17 protein-coding genes are annotated in these 21805 nt (G+C 32.9%); 10 read left to right on the top strand and 7 right to left on the bottom strand.

Features of this window, described 5'->3' with window-relative positions; genetic code table 11:
• Positions 1 to 225: 225 nt before the first annotated feature.
• Entirely contained in the window at positions 226 to 1245 is a 1020-nt protein-coding gene (locus CHB81_RS10100; protein ID WP_089351774.1) for a hypothetical protein, read from the bottom strand.
• Positions 1246 to 1444: 199 nt separating this feature from the next.
• Between CHB81_RS10100 and CHB81_RS10095 the strand changes: the two genes are divergently transcribed.
• The 8 genes from CHB81_RS10095 to CHB81_RS10060 all read left to right on the top strand — a co-directional run bounded on the left by CHB81_RS10095 (position 1445) and on the right by CHB81_RS10060 (position 8936).
• The gene (locus CHB81_RS10095; RefSeq protein ID WP_089351773.1) at positions 1445 to 1960 is read left to right on the top strand and encodes an RNA polymerase sigma factor; all 516 of its coding nucleotides are present in this window, start codon (positions 1445 to 1447) and stop codon (positions 1958 to 1960) included.
• Between the two features lie 49 nt (positions 1961 to 2009).
• Positions 2010 to 2909, top strand: a complete 900-nt coding sequence (locus tag CHB81_RS10090) for a FecR family protein (RefSeq protein ID WP_089351830.1) — start codon at positions 2010 to 2012, stop codon at positions 2907 to 2909.
• Between the two features lie 84 nt (positions 2910 to 2993).
• A complete protein-coding gene (locus CHB81_RS10085; protein WP_254921045.1) occupies positions 2994 to 5444 on the top strand; it encodes a carboxypeptidase-like regulatory domain-containing protein in 2451 nt (816 codons plus the stop codon).
• A 320-nt stretch (positions 5445 to 5764) separates the two neighbouring features.
• Entirely contained in the window at positions 5765 to 6670 is a 906-nt protein-coding gene (locus CHB81_RS10080; RefSeq protein WP_089351771.1) for a hypothetical protein, read from the top strand.
• Between the two features lie 102 nt (positions 6671 to 6772).
• On the top strand, positions 6773 to 7168 hold the full coding sequence (locus CHB81_RS10075; RefSeq protein ID WP_089351770.1) for a hypothetical protein: 396 nt from the start codon (positions 6773 to 6775) through the stop codon (positions 7166 to 7168).
• A gap of 2 nt (positions 7169 to 7170) precedes the next feature.
• Positions 7171 to 8016, top strand: coding sequence for a DUF5777 family beta-barrel protein (locus tag CHB81_RS10070; protein ID WP_089351829.1), 846 nt, complete (start codon positions 7171 to 7173; stop codon positions 8014 to 8016).
• A gap of 11 nt (positions 8017 to 8027) precedes the next feature.
• Positions 8028 to 8378 (top strand): hypothetical protein, encoded by a 351-nt coding sequence (locus CHB81_RS10065; RefSeq protein ID WP_089351769.1) that lies wholly within the window; start codon positions 8028 to 8030, stop codon positions 8376 to 8378.
• Positions 8379 to 8390: 12 nt separating this feature from the next.
• Complete coding sequence (locus tag CHB81_RS10060) at positions 8391 to 8936, top strand: YceI family protein (protein WP_089351768.1); 546 nt, start codon at positions 8391 to 8393, stop codon at positions 8934 to 8936.
• Positions 8937 to 9174: 238 nt separating this feature from the next.
• Here CHB81_RS10060 and CHB81_RS10055 read toward each other — a convergent pair whose 3' ends face one another.
• The 5 genes from CHB81_RS10055 to CHB81_RS10035 form a co-directional block, all read right to left on the bottom strand.
• Entirely contained in the window at positions 9175 to 10998 is a 1824-nt protein-coding gene (locus CHB81_RS10055) for an alkaline phosphatase (protein WP_089351767.1), read from the bottom strand.
• A 614-nt stretch (positions 10999 to 11612) separates the two neighbouring features.
• Entirely contained in the window at positions 11613 to 13148 is a 1536-nt protein-coding gene (locus CHB81_RS10050; protein WP_089351766.1) for a RagB/SusD family nutrient uptake outer membrane protein, read from the bottom strand.
• A 20-nt stretch (positions 13149 to 13168) separates the two neighbouring features.
• Positions 13169 to 16558 carry a SusC/RagA family TonB-linked outer membrane protein gene (locus CHB81_RS10045; RefSeq protein ID WP_089351765.1) on the bottom strand — a complete coding sequence of 1130 codons (3390 nt, stop codon included), beginning with the start codon at positions 16556 to 16558 and terminating at the stop codon, positions 13169 to 13171.
• 186 nt (positions 16559 to 16744) lie between these two features.
• A complete protein-coding gene (locus tag CHB81_RS10040; RefSeq protein WP_089351764.1) occupies positions 16745 to 17665 on the bottom strand; it encodes a FecR family protein in 921 nt (306 codons plus the stop codon).
• A 116-nt stretch (positions 17666 to 17781) separates the two neighbouring features.
• The gene (locus CHB81_RS10035; RefSeq protein ID WP_089351763.1) at positions 17782 to 18339 is read right to left on the bottom strand and encodes an RNA polymerase sigma-70 factor; all 558 of its coding nucleotides are present in this window, start codon (positions 18337 to 18339) and stop codon (positions 17782 to 17784) included.
• 365 nt (positions 18340 to 18704) lie between these two features.
• Here CHB81_RS10035 and CHB81_RS10030 point away from each other — a divergent pair, with 365 nt between their 5' ends.
• Positions 18705 to 19340 carry a GNAT family N-acetyltransferase gene (locus CHB81_RS10030; protein WP_089351762.1) on the top strand — a complete coding sequence of 212 codons (636 nt, stop codon included), beginning with the start codon at positions 18705 to 18707 and terminating at the stop codon, positions 19338 to 19340.
• Positions 19341 to 19772: 432 nt separating this feature from the next.
• Here CHB81_RS10030 and CHB81_RS10025 read toward each other — a convergent pair whose 3' ends face one another.
• On the bottom strand, positions 19773 to 20483 hold the full coding sequence (locus CHB81_RS10025) for a hypothetical protein (protein ID WP_141130387.1): 711 nt from the start codon (positions 20481 to 20483) through the stop codon (positions 19773 to 19775).
• 264 nt (positions 20484 to 20747) lie between these two features.
• Here CHB81_RS10025 and CHB81_RS10020 point away from each other — a divergent pair, with 264 nt between their 5' ends.
• Positions 20748 to 21716 carry a hypothetical protein gene (locus tag CHB81_RS10020; protein ID WP_089351760.1) on the top strand — a complete coding sequence of 323 codons (969 nt, stop codon included), beginning with the start codon at positions 20748 to 20750 and terminating at the stop codon, positions 21714 to 21716.
• Positions 21717 to 21805: the final 89 nt, after the last annotated feature.

Genomic DNA, 21805 nt, shown 5'->3' with positions numbered 1-21805 from the left:
ATATCTCATCATCTTGTTTGTTAATTATGATTATTAGAAAATAAATATCACTGTCATCATTAACAAATATATTTATATTTATTGGTTTTGTTCCATCGGAACATTTCATCGTTAGCCCAATAATTACAGCACTTTTTTACGTTCTGTAGAAACGTTTGATTTTATAAATAATATTGGTAAAAACGGCAACAGAAAAGAAAATGAAATAATCATTTTTAACAGAACCTAGTTTTTTTCAAAATAAAGATAATTAGTACTGTTGCTTACTGTACGCAATCTAATTTGCGAATTATTAAATTCAAAAAGTTTCCAATTCGTATTTAGCTTACTTAGTAATTCTGAACTGAAATTTAGCTGCAATTCTCTAACATTATTCTGCACTATAGTTTCCCATGTCCCTGTTTCTGTGGTTGACCCTTTGGTAGCAACTACTGACTTATCGCTTTTAAAAACAAATGAATATCCACTATAAGACGAAGTTTTATCTGAATCTGTAAAATAATAAGGTATTCCCCAAGAGCCATTTGTTATTGCAGTTACAAAATCGAGCGCTACAATATTATTTTCCGGACAATAATCAATGGCATATTTTATTGCATTTTCGAAATCCAGATTATTCGAAATCACTTTTGTCTGATTGTTATAATCCAGTACAGAAATTGGATATTTTAGTGAAATATACTGACTGGCGTTCAAGTTTTTTATAAAATTAAAAAATGCCTGATCATCTGTAATCGATGCTGAACTCGCAACTTGATTTGCGCTGTTATAGATATTAATCGTGATAGGATAATCGATATTTAGTCCGTTTATTTTTGATAAAAGATCAGGATAAAGATTCCAGTAATCGATTAAGGAATTGAAATCGGCTTCATTCGGAATATCTTTTTCAATGTAATTATAGTACACCATTGTCACCGGAAAATCTATTTTGACAATATCATCATCATAATTATTTGCATTAATATTATCGATTACTTTTTGATAGTCAGCGGTAGTATTTACTGCAATTTTTGCATTATTAACAGTAACTGTATATGGGAGTTTTATGGTACAATAACTAGACCTGTCGATTATATTATCCTGCACGGTTTGTACCATCGCAACCCTTTGCAGATAAGTAGTAAGCGGGGAAACATTACTAATTGTTCCCTGTGCAGTATTAGTTTGCTCATCCATTTCGCTCTGGCAAGACAACAGGAACAAAAATACTGCTATTGATAAATATTTTTTTAAGGAGAGCATATTTATATTTTTACAAAGGTAATAAATTAAAAGAAATTGTTATTTAATAAATTCGGCATCAGAAGGTTTCACACCCTTCTTCTATACTAAATCATCAAAAGGTAATAAGATTTTATACTTCTATAAAACAATCAGCTTTGCTTTTACCCTACTTAAAATAAAAACAAATACTTTTGCTACGTACAAATTGAAAATCCAAATGCCAAATAAAAACCAATCGAATACTTGCGACGAAATAATTTTTTCTTCTTTTTTCAAAAGTCATGTAAAAGCACTTCGGAATTTTCTTTTCTACAAATTTGGCAATCTCGATCAGGCAGAAGATGTCGCACAGGAAGCATTTGTCAAACTTTGGCAAAATTGTGCTTCGGTACCGCTTGAAAAAGCAAAATCATATATTTATACCATTGCAAACAATAGCAGTCTCAACGCAATTGCGCATCAGAAAGTTGTTCTCAGATATGAAAAAAACTTCACGGGTTTAGACAAAACAAACGAAAGTCCCGAATATATTCTGGAGGAAAAACAATTTCAGTCAAAACTACTAAAGGCAATTGAAAACTTAAACGAAAAACAACGCATTGCTTTTTTAATGCACCGAATTGACGGAAAAAAATACAGCGAAATTGCCCTCGAGTTAAACATTAGTGTAAAGGCAGTAGAAAAGCGCATTCATTTGGCTTTGATAAGTCTGCGCAAAGAAATTGATTTATAAAAGTAGGGTAAATTTAGTTCCAATTGTTTTAATATATAATACTAGTACAATGAAAAAAAATCGCTTATTAGCAAAATGGCTTAACAATGATTTATCGCAAGATGAATTGGCTGAATTTGAAGCAAGTCCCGATTTTGAAAAATACCAAAAGATAAAGAATTATACAGAACATCTAGAGATAGATGATTTGGATGAAAATGCTATATTATCCAACATTCTTAAACAAAAGAAAGAAGCTCCGAAAGTAATTCCTTTATACAAAAAATGGGTGTTTAAGGCGGCGGCAATTCTTGTATTGGCTCTTGGAATTACATTTGCAATGAAGTTTTATGTTACCCAAACCGAAAGAGCAAATTATGGCGAAAAAACAGCTTTTTCATTACCTGATAAATCTGAAGTGGTACTAAATTCTGGTTCTGAAATAAATTATAAAAAATGGAACTGGGACAATAACAGACGTTTGGAATTAAAAGGTGAAGCCTATTTCAGGGTATCCAAAGGCCGACGATTTGAAGTGCGTACTAATCTTGGGAAAGTATCTGTTTTGGGAACTCAATTTAACGTAAAAGTTAGAAAAAACAGGTTTGATGTTGTTTGTTATGAAGGACGTGTAAAAGTAAATTACGCGAACAATGAGATTTTATTAACCCACGGTCAAGGTGTTAGTTACGAAAACGGAAAACAAACAAAAATGATCATAAATTCATTAAAACCAGAATGGACGGAAGATCAAATATGTTTTTATAAAGAAAATATCAGAACACTATTAGATGAAGTTGAAAGACAATATAATGTTACCATCGAATTAAACTCGAAAGATACTATCTCAGCATTTACAGGAAAATTACCTGCCAAAAACCTGGATGTGGCCCTGCAAATTATTAGTACAACGTATCATTTAGAGGCTAAAAAAGTCTCCAAAAATAAAATAATCTTTGACGAAAAATAAATGTTGCTCCCCAAACAATTTCATTTTTTGTTTTTTCTTTTTTTCCTTGCCCTGAATCTTTTTGCTCAGGACAAAGGGAAACTCATGCCTTTTAAAAAAATTATAAATAATATAGAGCAACAACATCAGGTTACTTTTAATTATACGGAGGATAACATTAAGGATCTGCGATTAAGTCCTCCAAAGAGATCAATTTCTTTAGATCAAAAACTGCAATATCTGGCAAAAAACACCAATTTGTCTTTTGAAAACATAGGCAATAAATTCATTAATATTTATAAGAAGGAAAATCAATCCCCAATAATTTGCGGATACGTCTTTTCGAACATGGATAAAAAACCCATTGAAAACGCCAATATTAGTTTATCTGACAAAACTCAGGTTACAACGGATTCAAACGGTTATTTTGAATTTCAAAAAGAAAATGAAAATGTATTTTTGATTAGCCACGTTGGATTCCTGACTAAAAGGATTGTGGCAAATAATTCTGACTCTAAAAATTGCCTTCAAATACAATTAGACCCTGAAATTACTGAGCTCGCAGAAATTAAAACCAGTGCTATTTTAGCTTCGGGAATTTCCAAGAACAAAGATGGCTCATTTGAAATAAAACCTAAAAAGTTTAGTATTCTTCCCGGACTTATCGAACCGGATGCTTTGCAAACCATGCAGCAAATACCAGGTGTAAACAGCATCGACGAAAGTGTATCGAGTATCAATGTTCGCGGTGGTACACACGATCAGAATTTATTTTCATGGAACGGAATAAGAATGTTTCAAACAGGACATTTTTTTGGTTTAATATCTGTTTTCAATCCTAATTTGGCGCACACCATTTCAATTTATAAAAACGGAAGCTCTGCTTTTTATGGAGAAAGTGTCTCTAGCGTAGTTGCAATTTCTTCTACTCCTGAAACTGCTGAAAAAAATTCGTTTAGTGCGGGAATAAATATGATTAATGCTGATATTTATGCGAAATATAATCTTTCGAAAAAGAGTTCGATCGAAATTTCGGCACGTAAATCCATTACTGATTTTGTAGAAACCCCTACATATAAAGAATATTTCAATAAAGTATTTCAAAACACGACCATAACTGATTTTTCAGACAAACAAAATGTCAACTACCAAAGTGACAAGAAATTTGGTTTTTATGATGCTACCCTAAAATATGCTCAAAAAATTGGAAATAAAGATCAATTGATACTGGATTTAATTACTATTAAAGACAATCTTGAAGTTTTTCAAAGTGCCACATTTTATGATATGAACAGATCGGAAAATAATGTTTTGCGTCAACAAAATTATGGTGGAAACTTGTCGTGGAGAAGAAACTGGAATGCCTTTAATACAACTAAAGTCAATATTTATAATTCTTCTTATGAGCTTTTAGCCAATCAAAAAACAACCTTTGAGAACCAAATCGTCATTCAGGAAAACACGGTAAATAATAATGGATTCAATTTAGAAAACAACCATACTATTACCTCCCTATTTAGTTTTAACGATGGCTATCAGTTCAACGAAATTGGCATTACTAATTTAGAACAGGTACAAAATCCTGATTTCTATCGTAAAGTCAAAGACGTGCTTCGAACTCATGCTTTAATTTTAGAAGGAAAATACAACGATACCATTTCGAGGATATATTTTAAGGTGGGAACGCGAATTAATTATATCGAAAAGTTTAAAAAATATATCGTAGAACCGCGTATTCAGTTTAACTATGGCATTAATAAAAATCTTAATTTAGAGCTTCTGGGGGAACTTAAAAGTCAAAATTCACAACAAACTATTGATTTGCAAAAAGATTATTTTGGCATTGAAAAAAGACGCTGGATTATCTCTAATAACACAACAATTCCTATTCAAAGAAGTAAGCAAATATCTTTAAACTTATTCTACAAAAAGAATGACTGGTTATTGGATGTCGAAAATTTTTATAAAAAAGTATCCGGAATTACAACCTCAAGCCAGGGTTTTCAGAACCAGTTAGAATTTGTACGTATAACCGGCGATTATGAAGTTTGGGGAACCGAAATGCTCGTTCAGAAAAAAATGAATCACTTTTTGACTTGGCTAAGTTATACTTATAACCATAACAATTATCATTTTGCCAGTTATGAATACCCAAGTTTCCCCAACAACTTTGAGGTAATGCATACGGTTTCATGGGCAGGGATTTATGAAAAAAACAATTTCAAAATTGCTTTGGGGACAAAATGGTCTTCGGGAAGGCCAAAAACCTCTCCGGATAACTCCCAAATAGATAATTCGAATCCTGTATTGGTTTACAACAAACCTAATAATACCAATTTACATATTTTTTCGCAGGTTAACTTTTCCTCGACTTACAAGTGGGAAACTACAAAGGGAATTCAGTACAAATTAGGGATATCTATCTTAAATATCCTGAACCGAAAAAATGAAATCAGCGAATATTATAGAATAAGTTCTTTAACTAATTCTATAGAGGAAGTTGAAACATTTGCATTGCAAAGAACTCCAAATGTGAGTTTTAGAGTTTCACTTTAAAGCTATTTTAGCAAGATTAGAAAAAAACATTGCCTCTTTTCTTATTTTTTTTCATAAAATAACAATTCTTTGGTAGGGTAATCTACGTCAAGGCTGTTTTACTATTGAATCCTATCAAAACAGTAAAGAGATGACTCCCTTAAAAAACCTGATACTCTATTTTTATGACAGTTCGTAGCAATAACCTTTCTGATTATTGAATGAACTACTCATCAAAACTTGAATCACTTCTTGATGTGCAATCAATACAACAATATGCTTTACTGCTTATGTAAAGTATCTTTTTTCCCTTTTCTATAATTAATCTAATCAAAGAAACAATGAAATTAAAACAAATTAAATTCGCCTTAGTTGCTTTTGTAACAACCTTTTTCGTAAGCTGTAGTAGTGATAATAGCAGTGACCCCACTACTACTCCTGCTCCTCCCGAATTAAAAACAGAAGTTAATCTTTCTACAAGTGCGACATTGGGAACTTATCTTTCTGATAAATCCGGACGTTCGTTATATGTTTTCGCAACTGATGCAAACGGACAGGCATCTTGCACAGGAGGATGTGAAGCCTTATGGCCTGCTTTTGTTGTAGATAATTTAACTGCAGATAAATTAGGTGCAGGACTAACATTCTCAGATTTTGGAACCATAACTACTACATCTGGTAAAAAACAAGTAACCTATAAAGGTTGGCCATTGTACTACTATGCACCAGTTTCTGGAAGCGATGCATATGGCAACGGAGGTAAAAACACACTGGAAGCTGCCGGAAAAACAACTGGTGACGGAGTTGGCGGTATTTGGTTTATTGCAAAACCAGACTATTCGATTATGATTGTTAGAAGTCAGCTTGTGGGACATGACGGTAAAAACTACAAATCAGACTATACTGTTGGCGATGGCTTAACTACCTATTTTACAGACGCTAAAGGATTAACATTGTATACTTTTAAGAATGATAACTTCAAAAAGAACAATTTTACGAAATCAGATTTTTCAAATAACGCTGTTTGGCCAATCTATGAAACAGATAAAATTGTTGTTCCGTCAATTCTTGATAAATCAAAATTTAGTGTTATTACAGTATTTGGTAAATCGCAACTGGTTTACAACGGTTGGCCTTTGTATTATTTTGGTCAGGATGCCAATGTAAGAGGTTCAAATAAAGGAATTAGTTTCCCAAGTCCGGCTGTTTGGCCAGTACCTGTAAAAGACATGCCACTGGCAATATAAGAATTCTAAAATTTCAGATTAGCTCCCGTAAAATTGAGCTAATCTGAAATAATAAAAAAAGATTCTGCTACACTATAGTAAAATTTAAAATCAAAAATCAAGATGAATAAAACACGAATCAAGATTGTAATGGTTTTATTATTAATAAGTTTTGGCCCCTATTATATCTATCAGAATGTTTTATATAAAGATGCCAGAGACATCAATAATGAAAAATCAGCACTTACAATTACCGCCGAACGTATAGAGAACGAATACAATCTCAATCCATTAAAGGCAGACACTAAATACTTAAACAAAACAATCGAAATTGAAGGAAAAGTTTCTGAAGTTACAGATTCTTCTATGGTAATAGATCGTAAAGTATTTTGCAAAATGAATGAAAAAGCATCCAAAACTTTCCTAAACAAGCAGATCAATATAAAAGGACGATGTATTGGTTTTGATGATTTGTTCTCAGTCGTAAAATTTGATCAATGCAGTATTCAACAAAACTAAATATGAAAAAAAAAATAATCTTAATAGCCAGTTTACTAATCTGTCTATATAGTAATGCACAAGAGGATTTGCTGTCTGGTCTGGATTCGACACAAGTGGCTGACAAAAACGTAACTGCTACATTTAAAGCTTTACAGATTATAACTCTGCAATCTACAAAGTTAGCGGCCAAAAAAGAGTTTTACATGGTAATATCTCATCGATTTGGATCAGTAAAAGGTGGAATCTCTGAGTTTTTTGGCTTTGATGATGCAACTACAAAAATTGGAGGTATTTATGGTGTAACTGATTGGCTTTCGGTAAGCGCATCACATCATACTTTACTAAAAATAAACGAAGCATCGGTAAAATTTAGACTTCTAAGACAAAGCAATGAGTTTCCTCTTGATGTTGTAGGGTATAGTACAATAGATTTTAACAGTGGATTAAAAAAGGACGATTATCCTAAAATCGAGTTTTCTGACCGATTGAGTTATATTAATCAAATTTTGATTTCAAGAAAAATTTCGGAGAGAATATCTTTAGAATTAGCGCCTTCTTTTATCCACAAAAACCTATACAATCCTGCTATAGAAAACGACAACCAATTTACTTTGGGCGCCGGAGGACGATTGAAATTAACCAAAAGACTTTCTCTTAATTTAGAATATGCTCAGAATTTTGACAAGCCAAGTTTCTATAACAATCCACTATCTGTTGGGCTGGACATAGACACCGGAGGACATATTTTTCAGTTGCTTTTTACAAACTCACAATCAATGACCGAAAGTGGCTATCTAACAAGTGCTGCCGGCAATTGGGGTAAAGGCGATTTTTTCTTTGGGTTTAATTTATATAGAGTTTTTTAAAAGTATTAAATATGAAAAAATACATTTACCTATCCGGCATTATACTATCATTATATAGCTGTGAATCTGCTACTTACGAGAGCCTGCAAGAATCTAAAGTAATTGTTGGCAAAGTCACTTACAAAGCAAATGTTAAATCAATTGTTGATGCAAATTGCACTGCCTGCCATGGTGGCGGTTCAACCCTTATACCTTTAGAAACCTATGATCAGGTAAAAGACGCTGTACTAAATACTGATTTCTTAGATAGAATACAGCGACAAAACGGATCTCCGGGACAAATGCCAAAAGCTGGAAGAATGCCTCAGGATAAAATAGATGCAATTCTAAAATGGAATTCGGACGGATTATTAGAAAATTAAATCGACACTAAAATGAAAAATATAATCGTACTCCTATTTTTGTTTGCTGGTATAGTACCTGTTTCAGCTCAAAAATATGCGACAAAAACAGGTAGTTTAAAATTTGAAGCTTCTGTTGAAGCGGTTGAAGAAGTTGCCGCAGAAAATAAAAACACATCTGCAATTTTAGAATCATCAACTGGAGAAATTGCCGTTTTAACGCTCATGAAAGGGTTTCGCTTTAAAGTAGCCTTAATGGAAGAACACTTTAATGAAAATTATGTAGAATCAGACAAATTTCCTAAAGCAACATTTAAAGGAAAAGTTGAAGATTTTGACGTATCAAAGCTTTCGGCTACGGCTAAAGCAGCAAAGATTTCGGGAGATTTAACCCTTCACGGAAAAACAGTAAAAATAATTGCAAATGCCAAAATTTCAAAATCAGGTGACAAGATTACGGTAACAGGAAATTTTGATATAAAACCGGAAGATTTTGATATCGAAATTCCAAAACTGGTTAGCAAAAAAGTAGCGGATAAAATCAAAGTAAGTTTTAATTTATCGCTTGCAAAAATGTAAAAACTAAAATTGTTATTCTCAATACCTTAATATTGAAAAAGTACTAAAAGTACAACTACAAAAAAACAGCAGTAAAATACTTTACTGCTGTTTTTTTTTACTTAATAATTAGAGAAGCTTAAAATAGTATATTAAGAAACAACCATTGAGTGTAATTGTTCCAGCACATAGAAACATAGTCTCTGCACGCTCAAAAAGGTATTTCACTTTTTATTACACTTCACGAGTTAAGAATTAATTATTTTGTAGAAAGAGCTTCCATTATCTTCGTGTAAATCTCTGTATTTTGGTAAACTCCCATAAAATTCTGCGCACCTGGTCCATAAGCAAAAACAGGAACCGGAACAGCTGTATGATCGTTTGTACTAAAACTTCCGTGTACAAATCCTTTTTCTGTACTTCCGTCGATTAAAGAAAGTCCGCCAGTTTCATGATCTGCTGTCACGATTAGTAAAGTTTCTGGATTTTTGTCTACAAATTCCATTGCCTGTCCCACTGCTTTATCAAAATCCAGCATTTCACGCACTACATATTCCACATTGTTTTGATGTCCGCCGTAATCAATTTGCGCACCTTCCGCCATGATGAAAAACGGATTCTTTGTTTTGGCAAATGTTGATGTTGCTTTCGCCAAAGATTTAGTTAAAAATTCACCTCTACCCGCTTTCATAGAAACTACCGAAGCATCTTCTAAAACTACAAATTTGCTGTTCTTAATCGTATCTAAACTGCTGAATTTATCCGAAAAAGTATATCCTTTTTCGATCAATATTTTAGATAAATCTTTACCGTCTTTTCTGGAATAAAACTCTTTTTGCCCTCCTCCAATCAAAATATCTGATAGATTTGACAGAAAATCTGCTGCAATAGGTTCGCTATAACTTCTATCAGATTGATGTGCATAAAAAGCCGCCGGAGTAGCATCAGTAATATTTCCTGCTGAGATTATTGCTGTTTTATAATTTTTTTTAATTAATTGTTGCGTGATTAATTCCAGAGGTTTTCCGTTTTCGTCAACACTAATAAATCTATTATTAGTTTTATGTCCCGTTGCCATTGCCGTTGCTCCTGCTGCCGAATCTGTAATATAACTATCTGAAGATTTAGTGATAGACAATCCCTGAGTTGGAATATTGAATAAACTCAACTGACCTTTATTCGCTGTATAACCTGCGTAAATCTGCGTTAATCCCATTCCGTCGCCAATTAACAGAATTACATTTTTAGGTTTCTTTTTAGAAAATGACAATCCGCTTTTAGGAACATAAGCCTGATGAAACTCGGTATTTTGATAAAAAGTCGTTTTGATATTATTGATGAATTGTGTCAATGTCGGAACATTATCTGTTGCGATATAATCGACTTTTAAATTCATCAAAGTCATCCACGTATTCACATTATCCTGAGTTCCCCAGAATCTGATTTTTTTATTCTGATCGTGAACTTTCTTAATAATCGCTTGTACTTTCTCAGCATCCGCTTGTGTCATTACACCTTTACCATTCCAAATTGTGATTTCTTTCAAATCCTCGCTAATCATTTCTACACGGGATAATTGTTCCGGAGTATAATTTTCATTCAGTCTTCCATCAAAATAAATAAACTCAGGATAATCTTTCCAGTTTGCCGGAGAAGGTCGACTTCCGGAAATAACCACTTTTAGATTTTTATTCGAAATCAAATCCGGATACATTTTTAATTGCTGAACGATTAATTTCAAAGTCGGCTCTGCTTCTGTTTTTATGTCGATCATTAAAATTAAAGGCTTATTACTTGGATATGCTTTTCCGCCCAAAGTCTTTAATTTATTAGATAAAGGATCCAAATACATACTTCTAAGCGTGTTATAAGTCGTAATTTCTTTTGAAGTATGCGCAACAGGCAAATCATTATTTACCAAAAAAACATCGGCTTCAATAACGCCGGCTTCATTAGAATAAGCCTCATAAAAAGGCAATTTACTCGCATAATCATTATGCGAATGAATGTTTGAAGAACTGTATTCCTGCGCTTGTACAAACAGGAAAAATTGGAGACAAAAAAGGGTGATTAATTTTTTCATTGTAAATTGGGGTTATTTTTTAAAACTGCTAGGTAATTTTATTTTTATATCGTTGAGCTTAATTTAACACATAGAAACAATAGTTTATTGGGGCTAAAAAAAGGCGTTTCACTTTTTTATACAACCATAGCTCGTGTAGTTTGTTGTGGTTACTTCGTATGTAATTCAATTATTAAAGTTCCGGAGGAATGCAACATTTATATCAATTATTTTTTGTTTTATCGGAACATCTCATCGGTAGTCAAATAAATATGGCATTTTTTACGTTCGTAGGAACGTTTGATTTTATAAATAATAACGGTAAAAACACATACAGATTAGACACACAATTTGTCAAACGTCCTTACAGGATGATATTTCTCACGATCTATTTTTTTTTCTACCAATGAGATGTTCCGATGGAACAAATTGTTATTGACAATATCTTATCAGGCTATCTTGGCTAACTATCTTTGATTTCAAAAGTCCTTTAATCTGTGTCTAAAAAACATAAACCAGTCTTGTAAAAAGACTGGTTTATTATATCTAATAATTTATCTGATTTTTTCTTTACAACTGCAAGCTCCACAACAAAGCTTGCAGCGTAAAAAAAACAAACAAACTGAAACTACAAACTACCAGCCTTTATTCTGTGTAAGCGCACCTTTGCTCACTGCGATTTCATCTGGTGGTATTGGCCAAACATGATGAACTGCAGGGTTAAAATTACGGGCAGGATAAATCACGGTTCCATTATAATGGTGTAAAGGTTTTGCATAAGTCGCCTGGGCATCGCCCCAACGTACTAAATCAAAATGACGATCTGTCCATTCTCCTGCCAATTCGCAACGTCTTTCTCTTTTTAAATCTGTTAATGTTGCTCCTGAAATACTTGGTAAACCAGCACGATTACGAATCATGTTTATTTCGGTATCAGCGCTTAGACCTTTCATTAATTTGGCTTCTGCCAACATCAAAATCACATCGGCATAACGTAAAAGAGGTACGTTTAAAGCTGTCGAAGGTTTGTCACCATTTGCATTTACATAACGGATATCGATTCCGCCCGAAGTTGTTTTTGGGTAACCAAATGGCTCCATATATTTATTGAACTGATATCCTGTTCTGTTACTTGAACTTACAACATATTTTCCTTCGTTAAAAGTTACTAATTCACCAAAATACATGAACTTATCTCCTTTTTGCAAAATTGTAGCGCTTCGTCTTTTATCAGCAGGATCATACGCATCAAACAATTCTTTGGTAGGATAAAAATTTCCCCAACCGTTGTAAACTCCCCAGCCTTTATCTTCCAGACAAACTCCCGGAAAAATAGAACCTAATCCTGTGTTTTCTGAACTTGAAGTTACAGACCAAATATACTCTGATGACCAATTGTTTTTAATTTTAAACACATCAGCAAAATCATCAAGTAATTTGTGTTTTCCGCTATTCACGATCATGTTTGCGTATTTAATAGCATTGTCCCAATCCTTTGCATACAAATACGTACGCACTAAATATCCCCAGGCAGCAGTTTTATGAGCACGCCCGTAATTGTCTGGTGTAAGCTCATTAAAATAAGGCAATAAATCGGCAGCTTTAACTAAATCTGCAGCGATATAAGCGTAGTTTTCTGCTACGTTTTTGGCACGAGGTACATATACATTTGTTGGATCTGCTCTGTCCTGAATTGGAATTCCCGCGCGATCGTCTCCATAATGATAGGCTAATTCTAAATGCATTACAGCGTGATTAAAATAAGCTTCACCAAGCATCATGTTTTTCGTTTTTTCGTCAAGCGAAATCTTCGGAATATTACGGATCACATCATTACAACGTTTCATTACTTCGTAGTGCAATCTCCAAATATCTTTAGTATCAGACTCTGCTCCATCAACAATAAAATTCTTGATACGTTCTGCATTTTGTCTTGGTTTGGTTCCTATATCGTCACTCGCATTATTCAGCCAGAAAAAACCACGACCGTACATGTTATCATCAGAATATAAGGCATAAATCGCATTTACTCCTGCTTTTGCATCAGCAGGCGTTTTCCAGAAATTTCCGCTTGACGGCGCTCCTTGCGGAATCACATCAAGTTCACTTTCGCAAGCCGAAGTGCCTAGTAAAAGCACAAAACTCAATAATAAAAGACTTAAATTTTTCATTTTATTTGTTTTATATTTTTTTAAAAAGTAGCATTTACACCCGTCATATAAATACGAGAAAGTGGATATTTACCTAAGTCAAGACCAAAGTTGCTAAGACCAACTTCAGGATCCATTCCTGAGTACTTTGTGATTGTAAATAAATTTTGTCCCGAAATAAAGAATCTAAGTTTTGCTTTTCCGTTTAACCAATTATCTTTAACTGTATAACCAATCGAAACATTTTTTAATCTTATGAATGAAGCATCTTCGATATAAAAATCAGAAATTCTTCCGAAGTTATTGTTATTGTCTGTTGAAGAAAGCACTGGAATATTGGTATCAGTATTGGTTGGCGACCAAGCATTTTTAGAATCAGCCAACAAATTATATCCAGGGAAAGAAGCGTTTAGACCTGTATATTTTACGGCATTAAACATTTTATTTCCTGCTACTGCGTTAAAAAAGACATTCATATCAAAACCTTTATATCTAAAGTTGGCATTTAAGCTGTAAGTGGTTTTTGGAAACGGATTTCCAAGTACTACTCTGTCGTTGTTATTGATAACACCATCTCCGTTTACATCTTTAAATTTAATATCTCCTGCAACTGCATTTGGCTGATACACTGTACCAGAACTGTTTTTATATGCTTTTGCTTCGGCAGTACTCTGAAACAATCCGTCTGTAGCATATCCGTAATAAGCACCAACCGGGCTTCCAACCTGATAAATATTCGCTAAAGGCAAACTACGAACTCGGCTAATGTTTAAAGGTTCAAGAGAAGTTAAACCATCTTTGATAGAGATAATTTTGTTGCTTAAAAATGCTGCATTTGCAGTTACATCAAACTTGAATTCTCCACGCGTTTTTTGATACGTCAAACTAGCTTCAATACCTTTATTTTCAACATCTCCAGAGTTTACAATTCGACCTTGTGGAGTTCCTGAAACACCCGGAAGCTGATCACGAACCAACATGTCTTTGTTCTTTTTAATATAGGCATCTACAGATCCAATCAGGGTGTTGTTCAACATTGTGAAATCCAAACCAACATTTGTCTGTTCTGAACTTTCCCATTTTAAGTTAGGATTTGATAATTCACCTTCGGCATAACCATAATTAATTGTTGGAGTTGAACCAATCAAAGCCTGAGTCTGATTCAAAGGAACACTAAATTGGTATGGTCCAAGATTACCTAAATTTCCTATTTGTCCCCAGCTTGCACGTAATTTTAAATTACTTACGATTGGGCTGATGTTTTTCATAAATTCTTCTTCAGAAATTAACCATCCTGCAGAAATAGAAGGATAAACTTTCCAACGATTCTCTGATAAAAGTTTTGAAGTTCCGTCACGACGAATAATTCCTGAGAATAAATATTTTTGATTGAAATCGTAATTTAACCTTCCCACGTAAGATGAAATAATTTCATCAGATAATCCTGCTGCCGTTTGCTGAATTAATTTCGCATTTAGCAAATAACGTTGCGATGGATCTTCGTTATCAAAACCTGTTCCTTCGATCGTATAAAATTCTCTCTTTGTCTCCTGATATGTATATCCGGCTAAAGCTTTGAAATTGTGTTTTCCTAAAGATGTTTCATAAGAAATGGTTTGTTCCCCTAATAAATCAGTAGTTGTAAGTGACTTTTGTGTTAAACGGTTAAAGTCAAATATTTTTCCCGGCTCTGTAATTTTTACTGCAAAATCTTTTGCATTATCCTGGATTCTCGTGTAACCCCAGTTTGTTTTTACTTTCAAACCTTTTACTATTTCCCATTCTGCATAAGGATTGATCAAAATAGTCGACACAGGATTTCTATTATCCAGTCTTTTCAAATAAGCAACAGGATTGATAACATCTCCATAAGAACCAATATATTTTTCCGGAACTCCACCAAATTGTCCTGAACCATCTTCTCTATATATCGTTGCATTTGGAGGATAAAAAATGGCTGCCAAAATTGCTCCGGTATAACCACTTGTTGTATTCGCACTCTGACCGTTAGTTAACGAATAAGATAAATTTTCTCCAATGGTGAAATTTGGCGCTAATTTAAAAGAGGAGTTTGCTCTTGCTGTATAACGCTCACCAAAAGTATTTAATAAAATCCCTTCGTTTTTTCTATAACTTCCTGAAACAAAGAAATTAGATTTTTCTGTTTTACCGTTTATAGAAAGGGACAAATCCTGAATTTCTCCTGTATGGAAAATCTCATCCATCCAGTTAGTTTTTGTAGTTCTTGCCGTTGGTTCAAATGCCGGATCAAAAGCCGGAATTCTTGGCATACCTGCATTATCTCTGGCTAAGTTCATAGCATCGGCATATTCGGCAGCGTTAAGAACATCCAGTTTTTTGGCTACATTCTGGAAACCTCCCTGATAATTTACATTTATATTAATCTTCTCAGAAACTCCTTTTTTGGACGTAATTAAAATTACACCTCCAGAAGCTCTCGCTCCGTAAATTGCTGCCGAAGCCGCATCTTTCAAAACACTTATCGAAGCAATATCATTTGGATTTAAAGTATTCAAAGAACCGCTGTAAATAATTCCGTCCAAAACGATTAAAGGCGTTTCGGCATTCAAAGAACCAATTCCACGAATATTAATTGTAGGTTCCGCCGTTGGATCTCCACCATTATTAATCACAGTAACCCCCGCAACTGTACCTTGCAATAATTCGGCAGCGCTATTGTATGTTCTGCTTGAAGTTTCTTTCATAGAAACAGATCCTACAGATCCTAAAACTTCATTCTTTTTTACACTTCCATAACCCATAACTACAACTTCCTGCAGTTGTTTCATATCAGCTACTAATTTGATCGTGATGTTTTTATCAGCTGAAGTTACTTTAACTTCCTGATCAACATAACCAACATACGAAAAAACAAGAATGGCCTCAGATGAGTTGATTTCAATTTTAAAAGTTCCGTCAAAATCTGTTGTTGCCGCAGCATCAGAACCTTTATCTTTTATACCTACACCTGGTAAAGGCATTCCGTCATTTCCACCATAAACCGTTCCCGAAATGTTGATTTTATTCTGATCAGCATCTGAAACTTTTTGACTTTTTTTGATAACAATATTATTGCTCACAATTTCATATTTAAGGAAAAAATTGCTGCATATTTTATCTAATGCCTGTTCAAGGGTAACATTACTTAGTTTTAAACTAATTTTCTGATTGGTATTAACCTGATTCGTTTCGTACATAAAATGTACATCTACTTGTTTTTCTATCTTCTGAAAAACATTTTTAATACTTTCATTTTCAACTTTTAGAGTAACTCTTTTGCCGATATCTACGCTGGCCGCTTTTGCTGTTAATCCGATAAAGAATAAGGCAGCAAAAAGAAGTGCTTTCTTCAATACAGATTTTTTAATGCTCTGACAGTTTTGGATAAACCGCATTTGCTTTTTAGTCATGTTTTTGAGTTTTAATTGTTCTTGATTATGATTGGTTTTCTACGTAGCTTTTTTTTTAATTTAATTTTGTAATCTGCTATTTTTATTAGCTCTAACGTATAGAAACATAGCTTTTAGGGCGTGTAAAATGGTCTTTGGCTTTAATTCTAAAGCTATGTTTCTATGTGTTAATTTCTTTTTGTCAACTTATCGTATGATATAATTTCCTGATTCTTGTTTATAATTGGCATTTATGATATTGCATACCAAAGCAACCACCTGATCAACAGGAAGTTCTTTGAAATAAGCGCTAATCTTCAGATTATTTAAATTCTTATTTTCAAGTTGGATGTTCACATTATAATTGCGATTAATTGTTGCAATTACTTCCGGTAAAGGAGCATCTTCAAAAACAATGATATTTTTTCGCCATAGCGAAATAGAATTCATCGGAATATCTGTAAAGGCTTGCATCTTGTTGCATTTCGATTTAAAAACCACTTTTTGTCCCGGAGTTACATATACATTTTCTTCTGTAACGGTCGATTTTACATTTACTCTTCCGGTTAAAACCGAAACTTCTTGCGTGGCATGATCCGGATAGGCCTGAACGTTAAAACTGGTTCCCAGAACTTTGGTATCCATTTTATGGGTATGAATGATAAAAGGATGTTTTTTGTCTTTGGCAACATCAAAAAAAGCTTCTCCACTTAAATAAACTTCTCTTGTATCTCCTTTAAATTCGGCAGGATATTTTAATTGGCTTCCAGCGTTAAGCCATATTTCTGTTCCATCACTCAAAACAACTTTTGCGTGTTCTCCTGATTTTGTAGCGTACTGTTTGCTAATAACTTCTTCTGATGATAAGTAAAAGAAACAAGACAAACCCATTAAAACCAATAGAGAAGCTGCGATTGACCAATTTCTATTCTGAAGAAAAATAACTTTGTTTGATTTCTTTATATGACGGATTTCTTTTTTTAATTTAGAACGATCAGATTTAATAGTATCGATACTATTCAATATTTCTTCCGGATGATTGTACCAGTTATTCCATAATTCTTCTCCTTTTGAAGTTGGTTTTCCTTCTAAAAAAAGTTTTATATCTCGATGTAATTTTTCAGGCATTATAATTTGTTTATCTCTTTAATAGTATGTCTTAGAAATGTTAATTTCAGGTAGGTCGATAAGGTTACGCTTTTGTTAAGAAAACAAAACCTTAATCACAATTTAGAAATTTATCGTCAGTTGAATTCGCCCAAATAGCTTCGCATAAATTTTAATGCATAAGCAATATGATACTTTACGGTTTCGTGCGAAACATTCAATTCTTCGGCTATTTCTTTGTTGGTGTAATGCTTAATCCTGCTTAGAATAAAAACTTCTTTGGATTTTTTGGGAAGTAATAAAGTCGCTTTATCAACCGCCTCCTGCAATTCTTCATAATAAATAGAATCTTCGGTTGCATTAGTGCTGCTGAATTCGACAGTATTTCTATCAATAACTTCTTTAATATATTGATCAGTTACAGTATGTGATTTTATATAATCTAAAGTTACATAGCGAACGGAAGTATAGATATAAGCCGAAAATTTCTTTTGGATAACCAGAGTCTTCCGACGCTCCCAGATTGTGGTGAAAACTTCCTGAACAATTTCTTCAGAAACCGGAATTGATTTCATTCTTATATATACGAAGCGAACCAATAAATCCCGATATCTAAAATACAATTCATCAAACGCTTTATCCTTGCCTTGTTTCAACAATTCAACAAGTTCTTCATCGGTAAACCTTTTATACATAACGCATTATTTTTGCATTATTTAGAGAATGAATGGCGGTTGTCAAATCACCAATTCCAATTGTTTCCTTGCGATGTATTCCTAAATTAAAAAATGACATATTCTACAGTGTGTTGTTTATAATATGTCTACAAAATTAGAAATGAGGGTAGGTCAACAAGGTTACGTTTACATTAATAAAAAGGTCTTATTATAAAACATTGTATTAACATTTCATTTAGTATTTGTTATGAAGTAGATTTTTAAGATTAGTTCTAAATATTTTGTAGTAATAAAAATTCAAAAACCTCATAATATTGATAATTTTCATTGTCTTATATTTGACAATCTCTTAAAATAGAACTTCTAAAACCAATGGTAATACGATGAAAAAAAATGTTTCTTTCGATATTGTAGAGAAATGGCTTAAAGGGTGGTCATTATCAAGAGAATTACCTTTGCCTGTTAAATACAAATCAGGGCTTATGGTTAATGTGGGTTATGAAAACCAGAAAAGCCGTTATGTTTTTTCTGAACTTAACGATGATTTCATACAATTATCAAAATCTATCGATGAACCAGGAGTTTTTCTAAAGATTTGCTCTTCTCCTGATGAACTAAAAGGGATACTATCTACAAAATGGATTATTCAACCTCAAGGTTATATGATGTTTTGTTTTCATCAAATGGATATTCCGAACAGTTATTTGCACGATCTCTACAAATTAGAATTTGAAAAATATAATTCAACTTTTGTCGTTCGAATTGTTACTAAAGATGGAGAATTAGCTTCAATAGGACGTTTGGTTCTTGTTGATGACCTGGCTGTTTACGATAGGATTTCAACCGAAACTAATCATAGAAGAAAAGGTCTTGCAACTATACTGATGAAAGAACTTGAAAAGATTGCTTTAGCGAATGGTGTTCGCAATAATTTTTTGGTTGCGACAGAAGAAGGAAAACTATTTTACCAGACTTTAGGGTGGGAACTTTATAGTATTTATACGTCGGTGGTTAAGTAACGTAAATAAGCTAAACATACATTGCCTAAAAATGGAATGAAGATAACGCAGATTAATTAGTAGAAATTGCTCGTTTAAGCCAGATTAAGCATTAGAGAATTACTAAAATACAACTGATTGATTTTCAAATAATTATTTCTTTTTATTCCATCGGAACATTTCATCGGTAGACCAGTAATAATGCGTTTTTTTTACGTTCCGTAGGAACGTTTGCTTCATAACCAATATATATGGACATACAATTCATCAAACATCCCTAAGGGATGATATCAAATCGTAAACATTTTTTTCTGCCAATGAAATGTTCCGATGGAACAAAAAAATAGCAAAATCTCTAATGCCTAATCTGGCTTAAACTAGCAACTTGAATTAATTTTGTGGCAAAAAATCCAACCTTGTAAATAACTTATATGGTTAAATAATTATCTCGAATTATTTTAAATCATCAAATTCCAAATACAATTGTTTCAAAACAGCAATAGCGTAATTAGTACCATTAACATCAACCTGAATATCGTTTCCAGCTACACCAATTGAATTGTTTTCGGATTTATTTACATTGATTAATTTGTACTTTTCGTTTTTTACAAGTGCATCCGAAGCTGTTTTTACTTGTAAAATCTGGTCAAAATCAGGTTTGTTTGTAATCTGATGCGCCATAAACTGCTCTTTTGTGTTACCAAAAAATATAAAATTGGTAGTACTGGACTTAGCTTCAGCTGCATTGAATTTTTTATAAAAAATCACTTGCTTAATAGATACCACTATATCTGAAGCGATTTTTTTTCCACCTCTTTCAAAATGACCTCTGTAAAGATTTACTTTAAATGGTTTTGGATTCTGAATCATATTTGGTAAAATGAACTTTTCAGGTTCAATCATGTATGTATTATATTCAGAATTATTTTCCTGATCGGCTATAAATAGTTTCTTGGCATTATTATCCAATTCCAACTCCAAAATAATTTGATAATCATGTGGAGAATGAAACATAGGTAAGTGTGAAGCATAAATTTTTTCTTTTCCAAAAATCAACATTCCATGTGTCGAAGGTACATCAGTATTAACACTGTTGTGTTGATGTTGAGCACTTGCTAATGTCATGAAAAAGAAAAAAACGAATGAAATTGAATAAAACTTCATAATTACTTAATTTGAGATATTTTTTGCGAAGATATAAAACTTAATAAAAGAACGTTCTTCCTTTTAAAGCTTCAGTTGGGATTTTAATAATATAAAATGATTCTGAAGCCGTTAAATAATAATTATCTTCTTTAAAAATAAAAATAAGTAATACATTATAAAATTAATAAACACTGTGAGAAAATTTATAATATTTTAATACTCCAATTAAAATTATTACATACATTTGGGAAATAACTTATTAATTTTTTAAAACCCAAATTTATGAAAAAAATTTTCCTGGTAGCCCTTGCGCTAAATTTTGTTGCCTGTTCAACAGACAACAATGAGACTAGTTCTGATCAATTGTCTTTAGTAAAAGAGAGCACCTTTAATCCCAATCCTACTCCAGAGGATTACAGAATTGCAAAATACCCAAGTTTTATTGAAAATCAAAAATCATTATCTGAAAAAGGTTCCGTTATTGGAAAAACTGCGGCAGTATGGGTTAACACTTTAGTTCCTAATTTAGCTTTTAGAAACAGGTTGATTAGTCTGGGTGCTGGTCAGGAAGATGCCAATCTAACTGACAATTATATCAACATCGATAAAACACGCGGAGGACTGGATCTTAATAATGCTGGTATATCAGACTTAACAGGAATTCAGGCATTTACATCTCTTTCTCAATTAGTTGTCAGCAATAATACACTAACTACTTTAAATATTTCTGCCTTGACTAATTTAACTTGGCTTGAATGTCAAAACAATCAAATATCTGTTTTGAATGTTAGCGCAAACACAAACTTATACCAAGTTTGGTGTCAAAATAATGGATTAACCAGTTTAACACTTCCCGCAAATACCACTACACTTTGGGGTGTTTGGTGTTATGGAAATAATTTGACAACCTTAAATCTGAACGGTAATAATAAAATAACAGATTTGTTCTGTCAGACCAACCAATTAACGACATTAGGTACAACTCCATTAACGGAACTAAAACAAACGAACCTTTCGTATAACAAATGGACTACGTTAAACTTTACGACAAATTCAAAACTTACTTTCATATATATCACTAATTGTACATTGTTGACTGATATAAATTTGAAAAACGGTAATAATCCAGCTATTACAGGTCAAAGTTTTCAGTCTAATTCAAAATCTCCTGCAATCCATGTTGATGCTACTTTCTTATCATCGGCTAATACTTCATGGCCAAATAAGGGAACTTCAACTTATGTATTGTAAGTAAAAGTAAATACCATATTTAATTAAATCTCCAGTTTTCTGGAGATTTTTTTTATAAAATATTAAAATAAAAAAGGTGAAATCAATTA

Source organism: Flavobacterium sp. ov086 (assembly GCF_900187965.1).
Classification (GTDB): domain Bacteria; phylum Bacteroidota; class Bacteroidia; order Flavobacteriales; family Flavobacteriaceae; genus Flavobacterium.
Note: the sequence above shows the minus strand (reverse complement) of the source record. Positions and strands in the feature narration are given on the sequence as shown.